Origin of the sequence: Pseudoalteromonas sp. 1_2015MBL_MicDiv (assembly GCF_002407505.1) — a bacterium.
Classification (GTDB): Bacteria; Pseudomonadota; Gammaproteobacteria; order Enterobacterales; family Alteromonadaceae; genus Pseudoalteromonas; species Pseudoalteromonas fuliginea.
Genome location: NZ_CP012737.1, coordinates 2,491,671 through 2,509,972, shown reverse-complemented (window position 1 = coordinate 2,509,972; position 18,302 = coordinate 2,491,671). Strand labels below are relative to the sequence as shown.

The window sequence follows — 18,302 nt, the reverse complement described above, 5'->3', positions numbered from 1 at the left end:
AAAGCTGATAATAAAATTCTGATGAATACATTGTATTTATCAAGAGTTTTCAAAAGTAAAAAAACAATGGTAGCAGTACCATTGAGTGCCATTTAGTTAACTCTTATGAGTTGATTGATTGGTATCTACTTTAGTATTCAATATTAACTTCTGGCGAAGTTAAACTGTCACAAAACAAAGACCCGTTTGGGTTGTATGGTTAAGTGACTAAGCGTACACGGTGGATGCCTTGGCAGTTGGAGGCGATGAAGGACGTATTAACTTGCGATAAGCCTAGTCAAGCTAGTAAAAAGCGCTTGAGACTAGGATTTCCGAATGGGGAAACCCACCTGCTTGCAGGTATCGTTAACTGAATACATAGGTTAACGAGGCGAACGCGGAGAACTGAAACATCTAAGTACCCGTAGGAAAAGAAATCAACCGAGATTCCGAAAGTAGCGGCGAGCGAAATCGGAACAGCCCTTAAGCTTATTATGTGTTAATGGAAGGCTGCTGGAAAGCGCCACGATACAGGGTGATAGTCCCGTACATGAAAAGACATTTTAAGTGAAATCGAGTAGGTCGGAGCACGTGAAACTTTGACTGAATATAGGTGGACCATCATCTAAGGCTAAATACTCCCAACTGACCGATAGTGAACCAGTACCGTGAGGGAAAGGCGAAAAGAACCCCTGTGAGGGGAGTGAAATAGAACCTGAAACCGTGTACGTACAAGCAGTAGGAGCCCACTTGTTGGGTGACTGCGTACCTTTTGTATAATGGGTCAGCGACTTATATTTTGTAGCGAGGTTAACCGAATAGGGTAGCCGTAGGGAAACCGAGTCTTAACTGGGCGAATAGTTGCAAGGTATAGACCCGAAACCCGGTGATCTAGCCATGGGCAGGTTGAAGGTTGAGTAACATCAACTGGAGGACCGAACCCACTAACGTTGAAAAGTTAGGGGATGACCTGTGGCTAGGAGTGAAAGGCTAATCAAACCGGGAGATAGCTGGTTCTCCCCGAAATCTATTTAGGTAGAGCCTCGGACGAATACTTACGGGGGTAGAGCACTGTTAAGGCTAGGGGGTCATCCCGACTTACCAACCCTTTGCAAACTCCGAATACCGTAAAGTAATATCCGGGAGACACACGGCGGGTGCTAACGTCCGTCGTGAAGAGGGAAACAACCCAGACCGCCAGCTAAGGTCCCAAAGTCATAGTTAAGTGGGAAACGATGTGGAAAGGCCCAGACAGCCAGGAGGTTGGCTTAGAAGCAGCCATCCTTTAAAGAAAGCGTAATAGCTCACTGGTCGAGTCGGTCTGCGCGGAAGATGTAACGGGGCTAAACTATGCACCGAAGCTGCGGATTCAGAATTTATTCTGAGTGGTAGGGGAGCGTTCTGTAAGCGGTTGAAGGTGTACCGGGAGGTATGCTGGACGTATCAGAAGTGCGAATGCTGACATGAGTAACGATAATGGGAGTGAAAAACTCCCACGCCGGAAGACCAAGGGTTCCTATCCCATGTTAATCAGGGTAGGGTAAGTCGACCCCTAAGGCGAGGCCGAAAGGCGTAGTCGATGGGAAACAGATTAATATTTCTGTACTCGATATAATTGCGATGGGGGGACGGAGCAGGCTAAGCAAGCATAGCGTTGGTAGTCTATGTGAAAGTGAGTAGGGCGTTTGTTTAGGTAAATCCGGACGAACACTAAACCTGAGACACGAGACGAGTCACTACGGTGATGAAGTTGCTGATGCCATACTTCCAGGAAAAGCCTCTAAGCTTCAGATTATATGGAATCGTACCCCAAACCGACACAGGTGGTCAGGTAGAGAATACTAAGGCGCTTGAGAGAACTCGGGTGAAGGAACTAGGCAAAATCGTACCGTAACTTCGGGAGAAGGTACGCTCCTATCTGTGATGAGACTTGCTCTCTAAGCGGACGGGAGCCGCAGTGACCAGGTGGCTGGGACTGTTTATTAAAAACACAGCACTGTGCAAAATCGCAAGATGACGTATACGGTGTGACACCTGCCCGGTGCCGGAAGGTTAATTGATGGGGTTATCCTTAGGGAGAAGCTCTTGATCGAAGCCCCGGTAAACGGCGGCCGTAACTATAACGGTCCTAAGGTAGCGAAATTCCTTGTCGGGTAAGTTCCGACCTGCACGAATGGTGTAACCATGGCCACGCTGTCTCCACCCGAGACTCAGTGAAATTGAAATCGCAGTGAAGATGCTGTGTACCCGCGGCTAGACGGAAAGACCCCGTGAACCTTTACTACAGCTTGGCACTGAACATTGAACCTACATGTGTAGGATAGGTGGGAGACTTTGAAGATGAGACGCTAGTTTTGTTGGAGTCAACCTTGAAATACCACCCTTGTAGTTTTGATGTTCTAACGTTGGCCCCTGAATCGGGGTTACGGACAGTGCCTGGTGGGTAGTTTGACTGGGGCGGTCTCCTCCTAAAGAGTAACGGAGGAGCACGAAGGTTGGCTAAGTACGGTCGGACATCGTACGGTTAGTGTAATGGTAGAAGCCAGCTTAACTGCGAGACAGACACGTCGAGCAGGTACGAAAGTAGGTCATAGTGATCCGGTGGTTCTGAATGGAAGGGCCATCGCTCAACGGATAAAAGGTACTCCGGGGATAACAGGCTGATACCGCCCAAGAGTTCATATCGACGGCGGTGTTTGGCACCTCGATGTCGGCTCATCACATCCTGGGGCTGAAGTCGGTCCCAAGGGTATGGCTGTTCGCCATTTAAAGTGGTACGCGAGCTGGGTTTAGAACGTCGTGAGACAGTTCGGTCCCTATCTGCCGTGGGCGTTTGAGAATTGAGAGGGGTTGCTCCTAGTACGAGAGGACCGGAGTGAACGAACCGCTGGTGTTCGGGTTGTCATGCCAATGGCATTGCCCGGTAGCTACGTTCGGAACTGATAAGCGCTGAAAGCATCTAAGCGCGAAGCAGGCCTCGAGATGAGTTCTCACTAGACTTTTAAAGTCTCTGAAGGGCCGTTGAAGACTACAACGTTGATAGGCAAGATGTGGAAGTGGTGTGAGCCATTAAGCTAACTTGTACTAATTACCCGTGAGGCTTAACCATACAACGCCAAACGCGTTTTATGTGATAGTGAAACACGCGAAGAAGTTAATATGACTAAAGTAGATATTACTTAGAAAGACTTAAAAAATATTATCAGATATTTTCCAAATTCAAGAGGTGACTCTTAGCGCGTAGCGTTAAAGTTGAGGCACCTTGCGCAAAGAAAATGGTAGCACTACGTGCTTGTCATTAATTCTTTGCACCTAATTTGCTTGGTGACAATAGCGTTTTGGACCCACCTGATCCCATGCCGAACTCAGTAGTGAAACGAAACAGCGCCGATGATAGTGTAGCATTTGCTATGTGAAAGTAGGACATTACCAGGCTTCAAATTGTAGAGAGCCCGACTAGAAATAGTCGGGCTTTTTTACGTCTGCAATAAAGTTAAAGGTAGGTGAATAGCGTACTACGCACTTATTTATATTTAATCTTTTTTACTTTCTACAAAAGCCAATTACTTTCATTTCCTTAGATAACAAATTTAATTTTGCTTTGTTACTGTCTTTGATTTAGGATCAAATCAGTTTAAAACCAAGAACTAATAGCCTGTGTATAGATTATTAATTAGTGCCATATCCATTTTATTTTGTTTTTCTGTAACGGCAGTTGAAGTAACTGATCTATATCAAGATATTTTAAAAGTGGATGATAAAACACGAGATACTCGATTAGCGGCGAGTCGCAAAGCTTTACTCAATGTTTTAGTGAAAGTAAGCGGTGATGAAACTGCGGATCAAAATAAATTAGCACAGCAACGCACTAAAGATATTTCTGATTATATGCTTAAGTTTGAATATGACGAGAGAGCAAATGGACAATTGAAACTCGTTGTTAAATTTGAAGCTCGAAAGATCAACGCGCTAATCAAAGAATTAAACTTACCTTTATGGGGAGTGCAGCGCCCATTAGTTGCAATATGGCTAGGTATTGAAGACAACTGGCGCAGAGAATTAGTAACACAAGAAAGTTACCCGCAGCTAGAGCAGTTAATTTATGACAAGGCAGGACGCCGGGGGCTACCCGTTGTAGTGCCATTACTTGATTTACAAGATAGACGTTTAGTAGGTATCCCTGAAGTATGGGGTAACTTTTCAGAACCAGTAGAAGAGGCTTCTAAACGCTACAGTGCTGAGCGAAGTATTACGGCAAGAATGTATAAAGAAGCGGATAGCGAAAATTGGATTTTAGATTGGCGTTTTACAAATGATGATTTATTTGATTCAAATAGATTAACGGGTGATAAGCAGCAAATAGTAAGCCAAATGATCGATACCCTAGCACGAGGTCTTGCAAGCGAGTACGCTATTGATCCAAATGCTTATTATGAACAAGCTACTGCTATGCTTAGGCTAAAGGGCACGGAAAGTTTTATTGATGTTGAATTAGCAAAACGAAGGTTATTGAGTTTAAGCGTTGTTACTCAAGTTAAAATTGTTCGTAAAACACCGGAGTTTGTAGAGTTTAAGCTAAATCATACTGGTAACCTAAGCGATCTTAAAAAAGGATTAGGGTTAGACTCCTCATTTAAAGATTATGAGGATCCACGCGCATTTTATCATGTTGTTGATAAAAATAGCTTAGAGTATCAATGGGTAACACCATAATGCTAATGTCTGAGCCGATGCAAATGGCACTACCGGTTACTTTACCGGATGACGAAACATTCGCATCGTATTTTGGTGGAGAAGATTCCTTGGAGGTTAATCACCTAAAAGATAGCTTTTCTAAATTAGCAAAAACGTTTCAGTATACTTATTTATGTGGGTTAGGTGATTCGGGTAAGTCTCACCTTTTATATGCAACCTGCATTAAAGCACAAGAGCGTGGCCTATCTAATATGCTGCTGTCTATGCGCGAAGTAATTGACTTTGGACCTATGGTATTAGACGGCTTAGAAGCACTTGATGTTCTATGTATTGATGACGTGCATTTAGTTGCAGGCAATGATGCATGGGAAAAAGCATTATTCAACTTTTTTAACCGGTTTAACGAACCCGGAAAAATGTTAGTAGTAACTGCTGATTTACTTCCGAGCATGCTCAATATATCTCTGCCTGATTTAGAGTCTCGTTTAACGTGGGGAACAACCTTTCAAATTCGCTCTATGAGTGATGACGATAAAGCACAAGCACTTGTTAAGCGCGCCCATATGCGCGGCCTTGAATTAAGTGATGAATGTGCACGTTTTTTATTAACGCGTTTAAGCCGTGATATGCGTGCTTTATTAGATGTACTCGACAAATTAGATCATGCGTCAATGGCTGCACAGAGAAAATTAACAATTCCTTTTATAAAATCAACGTTAAAGCTGTAGTAGGTCTAGAATCTAGACCCTGCTTTCAGTTATCATAAGCTATTACTTAACAGCAATCACCTTCTGTGAAAGATCAGGTATCGAATGAACTTAGAAAACATATTAGCGCAAGCACTTGAGGCGGTAGCCAGTGCCAGTGAAATCGCGCAGTTAGAAGAAATCAGGGTTAATTACCTTGGCAAAAAAGGCGAAATCACAAGCTTGCTTAAAACGCTAGGCAAAATAGCACCTGAAGAACGTAAAGAAGCAGGCCAAGTTATAAACCAAGCTAAACAAGATGTACAAGCTGCTATCAACGAAAAGCGTGAATTGCTAGCAAGTAAAGCACTTGAAGAAAAGCTAGCTGCTGAAACTATAGATGTAACTCTACCTGGGCGTGCTATGCCTACTGGCGGTTTACACCCAGTTACGCGCACTATTGAGCGCATAGAAAGCTTTTTCGGTGAGTTAGGTTTTGAAGTTAAATCTGGTCCAGAAATCGAAGACGATTTTCATAACTTTGATGCGCTAAATATTCCAGAGCACCATCCAGCACGTGCTGATCATGATACCTTTTATTTCAATCCTAAATTAGTACTACGTACACAGACAAGTGGCGTGCAAATTCGTACTATGGAAACTGAGCAGCCACCACTGCGCATCATTTCACCTGGACGTGTATACCGTAACGATTACGATCAAACACATACACCTATGTTTCATCAGGTTGAAGGTTTAATGGTTGATACCGATGTTAGCTTTACTGAGCTAAAAGGTATTTTGCATGATTTTTTACGTAACTTTTTTGAAGAAGATATGGAAATTCGTTTCCGTCCTTCATTCTTCCCATTTACAGAACCTTCAGCTGAAGTAGATGTTATGGGTAAAGACGGTAAGTGGTTAGAAGTACTAGGCTGCGGCATGGTACATCCAAATGTACTTAAGTCTGTGGGCATTGACCCAGAAAAATACACCGGCTTTGCTTTTGGTATGGGTGTAGAGCGTTTAACTATGTTGCGCTATGGCGTAAACGATTTACGTGCATTTTTCGAAAATGACTTAAAATTCCTGAACCAGTTCCGTTAAGAGTGAAACAATAAAATGAAATTTAGTGAAAAGTGGTTAAGAGAGTGGGTAAATCCTGCTATTGATACGCAAGCTCTTTCGGAACAGCTTTCAATGGCTGGTCTAGAAGTTGATGGCGTTGAGCCTGCTGCGGCCAAATTTAATGGCGTAGTTGTGGGTGAAGTTGTTGAATGTGGGCAACACCCTGATGCAGATAAACTACGTGTTACCAAAATTAACGTAGGTGGCGATGAGCTACTTGATATCGTATGTGGTGCAGCAAATTGTCGTTTAGGTATTAAAGTTGCTGTTGCAACTGTGGGCGCTGTACTTCCTGGTGACTTTAAAATTAAAAAAGCTAAACTACGCGGTCAACCTTCAAACGGAATGCTATGTGCTTTTGTTGAGCTAGGTATTAGCGAAGAAGGCGACGGCATTATGGAATTGCCAAGCGATGCACCAGTAGGGACTGATTTACGTGACTACCTAGGTCTTGATGACAACATTATAGATGTTGATTTAACGCCAAACCGTGGTGACTGCTTAGGTATAAAAGGTCTAGCACGTGAAGTAGGTGTTTTAAACAGCATTGACGTAAGTGTATTAGATATTCCTGCGGTTACGCCAACAATTGATGACAAAGTATCAATTGAGCTAGTTAACGAAGATGCATGTCCTCGTTACCTTGGCCGTGTGATCAAAGGCATTAACCTTGATGCAGAAACACCACTTTGGATGGTTGAAAAGCTACGTCGTAGTGGTGTACGTTCAATTGATCCAGTAGTTGATGTGACTAACTATGTATTACTTGAGCTTGGTCATCCAATGCACGCGTTTGATTTAAATGCGATTGAAGGTGGTATTAAAGTTCGTAGTGCAAATGCAGGTGAAGAACTTGTTTTATTAGATGGTAATACCGCTAAATTAAACGACACAACACTTGTGATAGCCGATCATAACAAAGCACTTGCAATTGCGGGTGTTTTTGGTGGTGAGCAATCAGGCGTTACAGATAAAACATCTGATATTTTACTCGAAAGTGCATTTTTTAATCCTGTTGCAATTGCAGGCCAAGCACGTAGCTACGGTTTGCACACTGATGCTTCACACCGTTATGAACGCGGTGTTGATTTTGCTCTGCAACACGATGCAATGGAACGTGCGACAGCACTTCTTCTTGAAATAGTAGGCGGTCAAGCAGGTCCTGTTGTCGAAGCTGTCGCAGCTGACAAACTACCAAAAGTGACTGAAGTACGCCTTCGTCGTGCACGTTTAGACCGTGTTATTGGCCATCATATTGAAGATGCTAAAGTAACCGATATTCTTACGCGTTTAGGACTTGATGTAAAAGTAGAAAATGATAGCTGGAGTGCTGATGTACCAAGCTACCGTTTTGATATTCGCATTGAAGAAGACTTAATTGAAGAAGTAGCACGTGTTTACGGTTACAACAGCATTCCTAATGTTGCGCCTACAGCAAAACTTAAAATGACGACACATAACGAAGCAACGATTGCGCTTAGCAAGTTCCGCAATACGTTAGTGACTCGTGGTTACCAAGAAGCAATTACATACAGTTTTGTAGACCCTAAGGCACAAGCTATTTTGCATCCAGAATGTAAAGCAATGGTATTACCGCACCCTATTTCAATTGAAATGTCGGCAATGCGCGTAAGTTTAATGCCGGGTTTATTAGCGTCTGTAGCGTATAACCAAAATCGCCAACAACCTCGTATTCGTTTATTCGAACATGGTCTTAAATTTATAAGCGACGAAAGTGCAGAAAACGGTGTTTACCAAGTACCGGTTATTGGTGGTGTTATTACTGGTCTTGTAAATGGTGAACATTGGGTTGAAGAGAAACGTAATGTTGATTTTTATGACCTAAAAGGTGATGTTGAAGCCTTACTTGCAATTACCAATGACGTTACTCGTTTTGAAATTAAAGCAGAGCAGTCAGATGGGCTTCACCCTGGTCAATCAGCAGTAATATATGTTGATGGTAAAAAGGTTGGCTTTTTTGGCGCTTTACATCCACAAGCTCAAAAGTTGTTAGATATCAACAACGCAACTTTTGTTTTTGAAATTGAAATGTCAGCAATAGAGAAAAGAAATTTACCGCAAGCAGAAGGGGTGTCTAAATTCCCTTCAAATCGCCGCGACATCGCGATTTTAGTGGCAGACAGCGTTAAATCGGGTGACATTTTAAGCGTGATCGAAAAAGTTGGCGGAAATCAATTGGTTGACCTAAACTTATTCGATGTGTATAAGGGCAAAGGTATTGAGCCAAATTATAAGAGTTTGGCGATTGCTCTAACACTGCAAGCGGTTGATAGAACACTCGAAGAGAAAGATATCAATCTAGTAGTTGATAACGTGGTGGCCGAATTGGCCGAACAGTTTAATGCATCGTTGAGGGACTAGATATGGCGCTTACTAAAGCCGACATAGCTGAACACCTATTTGAAAAGCTCGGGATCAATAAAAAAGATGCCAAAGATTTAGTTGAAGCGTTTTTTGAAGAAATCCGCTCAGCGCTAGAAAAAGGCGAGCAGGTTAAGCTCTCTGGATTTGGTAACTTTGATCTTCGAGACAAAAAAGAAAGACCAGGCCGCAACCCGAAAACAGGCGAAGATATTCCTATTTCGGCGCGTCGTGTGGTGACCTTTCGACCAGGTCAAAAGCTTAAAACCCGCGTAGAAGTGGGCACAAGTAAAGCAAAATAAAAAAAGGCAGCGTAAGCTGCCTTTTTATTTTACATGAATAAGCTAACTAAAAAGTTAGCTTATTTTTATACTAATAAATTAAAACTCTCTAGGTGATACAAACTCACCGTTTTGTATTTGCAAATATGTTTGCTCTGCAAGTATATCTAAGCTGTCTAAGCTTTTACCGCTACTAATTAGTTGATGTTCTATTGGCAGCAGTTCAATATTTTCAATACCGAACATTTGGGCCACTTTAGAAAATATATATGCATGCTTAAATTTATCATGTTTATAAAACAGGCTAATTAATGAGGTAAGGACTTCGGGGTTAGGTACGGTGTCTTTTTTATTTAACTCTAATGTTTTGTAGAGTAAATCAATGGTTTTTTCATCATCGAATTTAATGTAATACGACGCTAAGAAAAATTGCATTTCAGCACTTTGTGTCACACTCGTTTCGTTTTCTAGCGAAAGAAGTTTAGTTAGTGCACTTTGATTATTATTGCGCGACCAATGGTAATAAAGTAAACCTGGGTGGTTAGTATTTTTAGTATCTCGGTATAAGCGTGTTATTTCTTTAATACTAGTTAGTTGTCCATCAATACGAGAGGTTGTTTTTTCTTTGAGTTTTACGTGCTCGATTTTTGCAGCCAATGTTATGCATTGATTGTAATCTTCAAATCCTTTAAGTAATTGGTATTTATTTTCATCTGTCGGGTCTTTATATTCTGTGTAGCGTTTTATAATAACCTCTGCGCGAGGCTCCTTACAGTGGCTATCTTTATTTAGATCGGCACAAAACCCTGGTGTTTCTTTGCATACCTTTGAGAGTGTCAACTGATCTCCACACCCAGTTAGGGCTACCAACCCTAGTAAAACACTTGCTTTTAGAAACATCCCTTAACCCCAAATGAATATATACCCTCCTATTCTAGCTCAATCATTTAACTCCTAACAGTAGAGAATAACGTCAGATTAAATTAGAATGGCAGTGCCCATTTGGGCTATCCGTTCAAAATGTTTAACTTAGGTAAATAAAATGACCTCATCTCACGAGTTAGAATACACAAATAGTTGGCAAGAGCGCCAAGATTACGCAGAAAGTATGCAACCAATCATTGGTAAGCTTTACCGTAATCGTGGTATTGAAATTGCGGTATATGGCCGTCCTCTCGTAAATGCCAGTACTATCGATATTATCAAATCTCACAAAACCGTTGCTCAGTTTGAAGGCACTAAATTACGTTTGCGCGAAAGCTTCCCATTTTTAGAAGCTATCAGCAAAATGGAATTAAACTCTGCACGTATTGATATTGGTAAGCTTGCATATAGTTATTTATTCACTGAAGCCGCAAATGGTCGTTCAGTCGAAGAGTTTGTTAAAGACGAACTTGCAGAAATAGCTGATTTACCAGCGAAAGAACCACGCGATGTTGTGTTGTATGGTTTTGGTCGTATTGGTCGTTTACTCGCGCGTTTATTAATTGAAAAATCAGGTCCATATTCAGATTTACGTTTGCGCGCTATTGTTGTGCGTGGTGGTAAAGATGGTGATCTTGAAAAACGTGCAAGCTTATTGCGTCGCGATTCAATTCACGGTCCATTCAATGGCTCAATCACGATTGATAAAGAACGTAATGCAATTAAAGCTAACGGTAGCTACATTCAAGTTATTTACGCTAACTCTCCTAGCGAAATTGATTACACCCAATACGGTATCGACAATGCATTAATCGTTGATAACACCGGTATTTGGAAAGACGAAGCGGGCCTTGGCCAACACCTAGAGTGTCAGGGCGCTGCAAAAGTATTATTAACAGCACCAGCAAAAGGTAATATCAAAAACATCGTATATGGTGTGAATAACAAAGATATTTTACCTGAAGATAAAATTGTTTGTGCAGCAAGCTGTACAACCAATGCAATTACACCAACGCTTAAAGCATTAAACGATAAGTTTGGTATTAATAATGGCCATGTTGAAACTGTACACTCGTACACGAACGATCAAAACCTTATTGATAACTACCACAAAGCAGAGCGCCGAGGCCGCGCCGCAGCACTTAACATGGTAATTACTGAAACGGGAGCTGCAAAAGCGGTTTCAAAAGCATTACCAGAGCTTGAAGGTAAGTTAACAGGTAATGCTATCCGCGTACCTACGCCTAACGTATCGTTAGCTATTTTAAACCTTAATTTATCAACAAGTACTTCTGTTGAAGAGCTAAACGCATTTTTACGCGACACAGCACTTCATTCAGACTTACGTGATCAAATTGATTACACTGCATCAACGGAAATTGTATCTACCGATTTAGTCGGTAGCCGTTACGCAGGTGTTGTTGATTCACAAGCAACAATTGTTGAAGATAACCGTATTGTTTTATATGTATGGTACGACAATGAGTTTGGTTACAGCTGCCAAGTAGTTCGTTGTATGCGCGATATGGCCGAAGTGTCATTCCCAAGCTTACCTCGCTAATTTGTTTGCAGTGATGTAAAAGCCAGCATGTTGCTGGCTTTTTTGGTCGTGTATTATTTTTAAAGCGTATGCCTTGTGATAGGCTTTAATTATTCAAATGTTAGCAATGCTCAGTTTTTATTAGTATTGCAATATTTTACTACGTGTATTTAATACCTGTAGTGTTAGTTCTGCAGAGTAAAAGCAGATAAACTTATTCAACCTAAAGGTTTTTTCATGAAAATCAGCAGCAATTTCGACAGTGGTAATATCAAAGTTATTGAAGCCACCGATCCTTTAAATATTCAATTAGAAATTAATAAAGATCACCAGTCTGAATTTTATCAGTGGTTTCACTTTCGTCTTGAAACAACGCCTTACCAATTGCATAAGTTAAATATTAATGAGCTTGATAAATCAGCTTACCCCGATGGTTGGGAAGGGTATCAAGCCGTTGCATCATATGACCGCCAAACATGGTTCCGTGTACCATCAAGCTATGAAAATGGCACATTAAGCTTTGAAATTGAACTAGAGTGCGGCAGTGTGTATTTTGCTTACTTTGCACCATATAGTTACGACCGCCATTTAGATTTATTATCTTGGGCACAAAGCCAAGGCGCTTGCCAATTAATAACGCTTGGTGAAACACTCGATGGCCGTGATATGAGTGTGCTTAAAATTGGTGAACCAAGTGAAGACAAGAAAAACATCTGGATCACAGCACGCCAACATCCAGGTGAAACAATGGCGCAGTGGTATGTAGAAGGTCTATTGCACAAACTTCTTGATGACGAAGACCCACATGCAGCTGCGCTTCTATCAAAAGCAGTATTTTACGTTGTGCCAAATATGAATCCAGACGGTAGCGCACGCGGACATCTTCGTACTAATGCTAAAGGCGTTAACTTAAACCGTGAATGGCAAACACCAAGCATGGAAAATAGCCCTGAGGTTTACCTAGTGCTAAATAAAATGCGCGAAGCTGGCTTAGATATGCACCTAGACATACACGGCGATGAAGCGATTCCGTATAACTTTGTGGCAGGCAGTGAAGGTATTCCAAGTTACGATGCACGCCTAAAAGGCCTTGAAGATAGCTTTAAAGCCGCGCTTTTAACGATTACTCCAGAGTTTCAAGATGAGCATGGCTATCCAAAAGATGAGCCAGGCCAAGCTAACCTAACGGTAGGTTCAGCAGCAACCGCTGAAGAATTTAAAGCATTAACGTACACAATTGAAATGCCATTTAAAGATAATAACGATTTACCTGATCCAGACTATGGCTGGTCAGACCGTCGTTCGTATCAATTTGGTCAAGATACGTTAGCGGCAATTGTTAATGTTGTTGATAATTTAAGATAAAACATTTATTTGAAGGGTATCAATAGTTTTGATGCCCTTTTTGTTTTTAGTAAAACCCCTTTTACAAAAAATAATAATCATATAGCAACTTCATTCCAAAACGTTTTTAACGTTTCTTCGCTGCGTATCATCACCGTATCGGTACAAATCAATCTACTTTCCTTTAAATACTGCTGATGTAGTGCCTTGCAATAGCTACGTAATTAGATATTTTGAAAATTAAGTGTTAACAAAGTTAGGTTACTTAAGTTAAGATTAATTAAATCATGAGTCGGGACGGGAGAGGCAAAACCTTATTTCGTAAAGCTTATGTTGCGTAGTAGCTAAAGCAGAGTCTCGTAACTAAAAATAATAAATATAACTATAGAGGATATCCATGGAAGCTATTGTAAGCGCTGTTAATGATGTTGTTTGGAGTAATGCACTCATTTATTTATGCCTAGGCGCAGGCTTGTTTTATTCAGTATTAACTCGATTTGCTCAAGTTAGACATTTTAAAGAAATGTGTAAGTTATTATTTAGTCCTAACACGTCTGATAAAGGTATCTCATCTTTTCAAGCCCTTGCAGTCTCGTTGTCTGGACGAGTAGGCGTCGGTAATATCGCTGGCGTTGCAGCGGCTATTGGTTTTGGCGGACCAGGCGCTATTTTCTGGATGTGGGTTGTTGCTTTTCTAGGCGCAAGTACCGCATATGCAGAATCTACTTTAGGTCAAATTTATAAAACAGAAGAAGACGGGCAATACCGTGGTGGCCCAGCGTATTATTTTGACCGTTGTTTAGGACAAAAATGGCTAGCTATTTTATTCGCTGTTTCGGCAATTATAGCATGTGGTGTCTTTCTGCCTGGCGTACAAGCAAATGCGGTAGGTAATGCGTTTACCCAAGTGTTTGGCAATGGCAACATTGTTTCTACTAGCTTTGGTGATGTAGGCAGCTTTAAATTAGTCGCTTTAGCAATTATTCTTATTGTTTTGGCATTTATTATTTTCGGTGGTATAAAACGTATTGCGAACTTTACGCAAATTGTAGTGCCATTTATGGCGCTTGGTTACATAGTACTGGCATTAATCGTGGTATTTTTAAATTTAGATAAAGTGGGCGATATATTTTATTTAATTATTAGTGATGCATTTACTGCGCAGGCAGGTTTTGGTGCCGCTATTGGTTGGGGCGTTAAACGTGGTATATATTCTAATGAAGCTGGCCAAGGTACTGGGCCTCATGCAGCAGCTGCAGCAGAAGTTGATCACCCGGCTCAACAGGGTTTAGTACAAGCTTTTTCTGTTTATGTTGATACCCTCTTTGTATGTACTGCAACTGCATTAATGATTTTAATAACGCAGCAATACAATATTGTGGGTGAGCTACCAGCAGGGCAATTTATTGTACAAAATGTTGATGCAGCCACTGAAGTGGGATCAGCAGCCTTTACTCAAATGGCTCTATTTAGTGTATTTGGCAGCTTTGGACAAGCATTTGTCGGTATTGCATTATTCTTCTTTGCCTTTACCACAATACTTGCTTATTACTTTATTGCAGAGACTAATATTGCTTACTTAAATCGTTATTTTAAGGGCAGTATTCCGCTTGTTCTTGTGAAGTTTGTAATTATGTTTATGGTTGCATACGGCATGGTAAATAATTCAGGTTATATTTGGACTATTGGTGATATTGGCGTTGGCTTAATGGCTTGGATTAACATACTCGGTATTTTAGCCATTTTCTTTGTCGCTAAGCCTGCTTTGCTATGTTTGAGCGATTATGAAGAACAAAAGAAAAAAGGCGGAAAAGTCATATTTGATCCAGTTAAATTGGGTATAAAAAACGCCACATTCTGGGAAAAACGCTTAGAAAAGCAGTCAAAAGACGCAGAGTAATTAAACTTAGTGGGCAACTTGGAAAATTATCGCCCCTAAATTAGTTATTGGTTTGAATTCAAAAAAGACAACGAGAAATAAAACACGTACAATAAAGGCGCCGAAAGGCGCTTTTTTTATGCGTAGTATGGAGAGAAGTATGGCGATTATTCGTTGCCCAAAATGTGCAAAATCAATTTCAGATAAACATAAGCAATGTCCGCATTGCGAAAGCAACATTGCAGAGCTAAACGACGAGCAAGTTTTACAACTTCAGCGCGAACAGCGAATTAAAAAAAAGCAGATGTTTATAAATCACTCCTTTTTGGCGCTTATCTTATTTTTAGGTGGTTTTTTCTGTTTGTACTTTCTACAACCGCAAGAAGAAACACTGCAGTGGTACGCTTACACCGCCGCAATTGGCGTAGGGTGTATTTGGTATCTTATAAACCGTATTGTTTTAGTGACTCTAAAAAAGAAAAAATGACATGAACATCGACAATCTTGTACAAAATATTACTCCCGAATTATTCGAACGCTTACAATACGGTGCCTCTACTGGTAAATGGCCAGACGGTACCGTTTTATCAGATGAGCAAAAGCAACAAACAGTGCAGTTGGTTATGTTGTATCAAGCAAAAGTGGCTCAATCAAACGAGCAATTTACGATTGGTGCTAATGGTGAGATGATCCAAAAGACAAAAGCTCAACTACAAAAAGAATTTAAATCAGACAACGAAATAGCTAGGTTTAGTGAACATGATCTTTAAGCACCTTTTTACACCAAAATGGAAACACCCTAAGCAACAAGTACGTCTTGATGCTATCGAAAAATTAGACATTGAACGTGATGCAACCATATTAAACACGTTAGCACTTGAAGATAGCTCCGCTGAAATACGCCGTAAAGCGCTCCAAAAAGTGAACGACTTACCACTTTGGTGGAAAGCATATAAACAAGATCAAGCATTAAAAGATATAGCCGAGCTACAAATATCTAATGCTGTTTTAAATAGCGAAAGTACGCTAACAGCAAAAATTAAAAACGAATACATAGAGCGTTTTGCACCCGTTAAAACACTTGAAAAGTTAGCGTTTGCAGAAAAAGAGCTGCAAGTACGCGTTAAATTACTGAAACGTTTAGCAAATCCAAAACTAGTAGAAAAAGCATTTAAAGAAGGTAGCGAAGAGCTACAAACTCAATTAGTTGAACTTGTTATTACTCATCAATTAACTAAATCATTAGTAAAGCATGCAAAGGGTGGTGCAAAAGCAGCACTTGAAACGCATATTGAAAATGAACGTTTAGCAATTGAAATGCCACTTGAAGTTGAAAATGCAACACGTGTTATTTTAGCTAAATTAAATGCTTTACGTGAAAAAACAGATTTTGGTATTGTTAATCCACAAGCGAGCGATTTAATCGCTCAGTGGCAAGCACTTGAGCTTAAATGGTTAAGTGATGAGCGCGTTAAGCTGCTTGACGAAAAATATACTTCTATCACCACTAAGTTAGATACACACATTGAACAGCTAAAAGCGGTACATGACAAAGAGCAGCAGCAATTAGCGCAACAACAGCGTCAATTATTAGCACTTGCAACACTTGAAGCTTTGGGTGAAGAAATTGAAAATGCCCTACAGCTTGGTCTTGAAACGCCAGAGCAAATTCAACAAGATTGGCTTGATGCAAAAGTAGCGCAAGCTAAGCTAGCTATTAGCGAAACAGAATTTGCTAATAACGCACAATCAAAACTCGCTGTAAGTAAGTTAGAAAAACTATTTACTCAAGTTGCTAAGTTACCTGAGTTAACAACGGCTATTAAAGAGTACAAACTCGCTTTTGCAGCGCTATGCGAAATTACGCCAGCAGAAGATTTAGCACAATACGATGCAACTTTAACTGAATTTAATAATGGCTTTAAAGCAGCGCGTAATCATTTAAATATTTTAGATGGCGCACTACAAAGTACGTTTAAAACACAGTTAAATGCGCATAAAAAGCAATTTTTAGCATCAATGAATGAGCTAGTTAAGCCACTTGAAAAAAACCAAAGCCAAGCAAAGCGCAAAGCGCGTGATGTTAAACGCCTAATTGAAGAAGGTCGTTTTAACGTTGCTTTTGGTGTGTTTAAAGGCTTTGAAGAGTTATTTAATACACTTACTGAGCAATATCAACAGCCGCTTGTAAACATAAAAGCGGAACTTGAAGCGCAACTTGCAGATGCTAAAGATTGGCAAAAATACGCAGCAGCACCAAAGCGTGAAGCCTTATTAGAAGAAGTAAGTGCATTAGTAAGTGAAGAATGCACCGACCCACAACAACGCGCAGAGCAAGTAAAAGCGCTACGTAAACGTTGGAATGAGTTAGGTCGTTTAGATACAGATGAAGAAAAGCAACAAGGCGTGCAGTTTGATGAACAAATCGAGCTGTTATTTGCGCCTTGCCGTAGTTACTTCGCAGAGCAAGAAGTACAACGAGAAGCATCAAAAGCACAACGTGAAAGTATTATTAACGACATGCATGCGCTCCATTTACAGCCAACTGCTGAGGATGACTTTGATTGGAAGCAATATGAAAGCCAATACAATCGTTTAAATAAAGCGTGGCGCAGTGTGGGTAAAGTTGACCCTAAAACATACCGTACACTAAACGATCGTTATAAAAATGAGCAACAACAAGTACTGGCTTTGTTAAATGCATTTCATAAAACTAATGCCACACTTAAAAACGAACTAGTAGAAAAAGCGCAGCAATTGTCACAAAGTGATGATTTAGCGGCTGCTTGCCAAGAGTTGAAGCAAATGCAACAACAATGGCAAGCTATCGGTTTTGCAGGTTTGAAAGCTGAAAATGCGTTATGGCAAAAGTTTCGTCAGTTTAACGATGAAACATTTACCAAGCGTAGCAGTGAGTTTGAGCAGCAAAAACTCGAGCAAAACGAGTCAGATAAGCAAGCAGTTGCAGAACTTGCTGAACTTGAAGCAGCATTGAGTGATGTTAATCAAAGAGCGCAGTTGCACGACCTCGAAACAAAAGTGAAAGGGTATACGCAATTTAGATCGTTAGCGCCAAAGGTTACTAAGCTACTAGCTGCTATTGACGATAAACTTGCATTGCTAACAAGTAAATCAGAGCAAGCTAATTTAGATGCATTAATTACTGCACTTGAGAACAATGAAGCATTACCAAGTCAGTATCAAGCACCGCTTAAAACAGCATTAAATACCGAGCAGCTTATTACGCGCATGGAAATACTAGCGAACGTAAGTTCAACCGATAAGTCACTTAGAATGGCAGAGCAAGTAGCCATGCTAGATGACAAACATCGTGGCGATCATGCTGATTTAAACTATTATTTAAAACAGTTATTAGCGCTCAGTGACGGTTCAGTTGAACCTGACACACTAACGCGACTTAAAGCGACACTTGCAGCTTAATAAAACCAGCATAATATGTGCTG

Annotated in this window: 12 protein-coding genes and 2 rRNA genes; 13 read left to right on the top strand and 1 reads right to left on the bottom strand. The window is 40.7% G+C overall.

Annotated elements, in window-relative coordinates; translation table 11 throughout:
* The first annotated feature begins 197 nt into the window (after nucleotides 1–197).
* The 7 genes from AOR04_RS11255 to ihfA all read left to right on the top strand — a co-directional run bounded on the left by AOR04_RS11255 (nucleotide 198) and on the right by ihfA (nucleotide 9,172).
* Nucleotides 198–3,088: ribosomal RNA gene (locus AOR04_RS11255) — 23S ribosomal RNA — on the top strand.
* 211 nt (nucleotides 3,089–3,299) lie between these two features.
* A 5S ribosomal RNA gene (gene rrf, locus AOR04_RS11250) occupies nucleotides 3,300–3,414 on the top strand.
* A 222-nt stretch (nucleotides 3,415–3,636) separates the two neighbouring features.
* Entirely contained in the window at nucleotides 3,637–4,692 is a 1,056-nt protein-coding gene (locus tag AOR04_RS11245; protein ID WP_096793395.1) for a DUF2066 domain-containing protein, read from the top strand.
* Nucleotides 4,692–5,402, top strand: a complete 711-nt coding sequence (hda, locus tag AOR04_RS11240) for a DnaA regulatory inactivator Hda (protein ID WP_002960693.1) — start codon at nucleotides 4,692–4,694, stop codon at nucleotides 5,400–5,402. Before AOR04_RS11245 ends, hda begins: the two co-directional genes overlap by 1 nt.
* Before the next feature lie 84 nt (nucleotides 5,403–5,486).
* Nucleotides 5,487–6,467 carry a phenylalanine--tRNA ligase subunit alpha gene (gene pheS, locus AOR04_RS11235; RefSeq protein WP_007378326.1) on the top strand — a complete coding sequence of 327 codons (981 nt, stop codon included), beginning with the start codon at nucleotides 5,487–5,489 and terminating at the stop codon, nucleotides 6,465–6,467.
* Nucleotides 6,468–6,482: 15 nt separating this feature from the next.
* On the top strand, nucleotides 6,483–8,870 hold the full coding sequence (gene pheT / locus AOR04_RS11230) for a phenylalanine--tRNA ligase subunit beta (RefSeq protein ID WP_033039153.1): 2,388 nt from the start codon (nucleotides 6,483–6,485) through the stop codon (nucleotides 8,868–8,870).
* Nucleotides 8,871–8,872: 2 nt separating this feature from the next.
* On the top strand, nucleotides 8,873–9,172 hold the full coding sequence (ihfA, locus tag AOR04_RS11225) for an integration host factor subunit alpha (protein ID WP_002960690.1): 300 nt from the start codon (nucleotides 8,873–8,875) through the stop codon (nucleotides 9,170–9,172).
* Between the two features lie 78 nt (nucleotides 9,173–9,250).
* Here ihfA and AOR04_RS11220 read toward each other — a convergent pair whose 3' ends face one another.
* The gene (locus AOR04_RS11220) at nucleotides 9,251–10,051 is read right to left on the bottom strand and encodes a DUF2989 domain-containing protein (protein WP_096793394.1); all 801 of its coding nucleotides are present in this window, start codon (nucleotides 10,049–10,051) and stop codon (nucleotides 9,251–9,253) included.
* Nucleotides 10,052–10,193: 142 nt separating this feature from the next.
* Between AOR04_RS11220 and AOR04_RS11215 the strand changes: the two genes are divergently transcribed.
* The 6 genes from AOR04_RS11215 to AOR04_RS11190 all read left to right on the top strand — a co-directional run bounded on the left by AOR04_RS11215 (nucleotide 10,194) and on the right by AOR04_RS11190 (nucleotide 18,279).
* Nucleotides 10,194–11,636, top strand: a complete 1,443-nt coding sequence (locus tag AOR04_RS11215) for a glyceraldehyde-3-phosphate dehydrogenase (RefSeq protein WP_096793393.1) — start codon at nucleotides 10,194–10,196, stop codon at nucleotides 11,634–11,636.
* 216 nt (nucleotides 11,637–11,852) lie between these two features.
* The gene (locus tag AOR04_RS11210) at nucleotides 11,853–12,980 is read left to right on the top strand and encodes a M14 family metallopeptidase (protein WP_096793392.1); all 1,128 of its coding nucleotides are present in this window, start codon (nucleotides 11,853–11,855) and stop codon (nucleotides 12,978–12,980) included.
* Nucleotides 12,981–13,356: 376 nt separating this feature from the next.
* A complete protein-coding gene (locus AOR04_RS11205; protein WP_096793391.1) occupies nucleotides 13,357–14,859 on the top strand; it encodes an alanine/glycine:cation symporter family protein in 1,503 nt (500 codons plus the stop codon).
* Between the two features lie 139 nt (nucleotides 14,860–14,998).
* Entirely contained in the window at nucleotides 14,999–15,325 is a 327-nt protein-coding gene (locus AOR04_RS11200; RefSeq protein WP_007378332.1) for a hypothetical protein, read from the top strand.
* 1 nt (nucleotide 15,326) lies between these two features.
* Nucleotides 15,327–15,608, top strand: coding sequence for a YeaC family protein (locus AOR04_RS11195; RefSeq protein WP_007378333.1), 282 nt, complete (start codon nucleotides 15,327–15,329; stop codon nucleotides 15,606–15,608).
* Complete coding sequence (locus tag AOR04_RS11190) at nucleotides 15,598–18,279, top strand: DUF349 domain-containing protein (protein ID WP_096793390.1); 2,682 nt, start codon at nucleotides 15,598–15,600, stop codon at nucleotides 18,277–18,279. The genes AOR04_RS11195 and AOR04_RS11190 overlap by 11 nt, the downstream gene beginning before the upstream one ends.
* The last annotated feature ends 23 nt before the right edge of the window (nucleotides 18,280–18,302 follow it).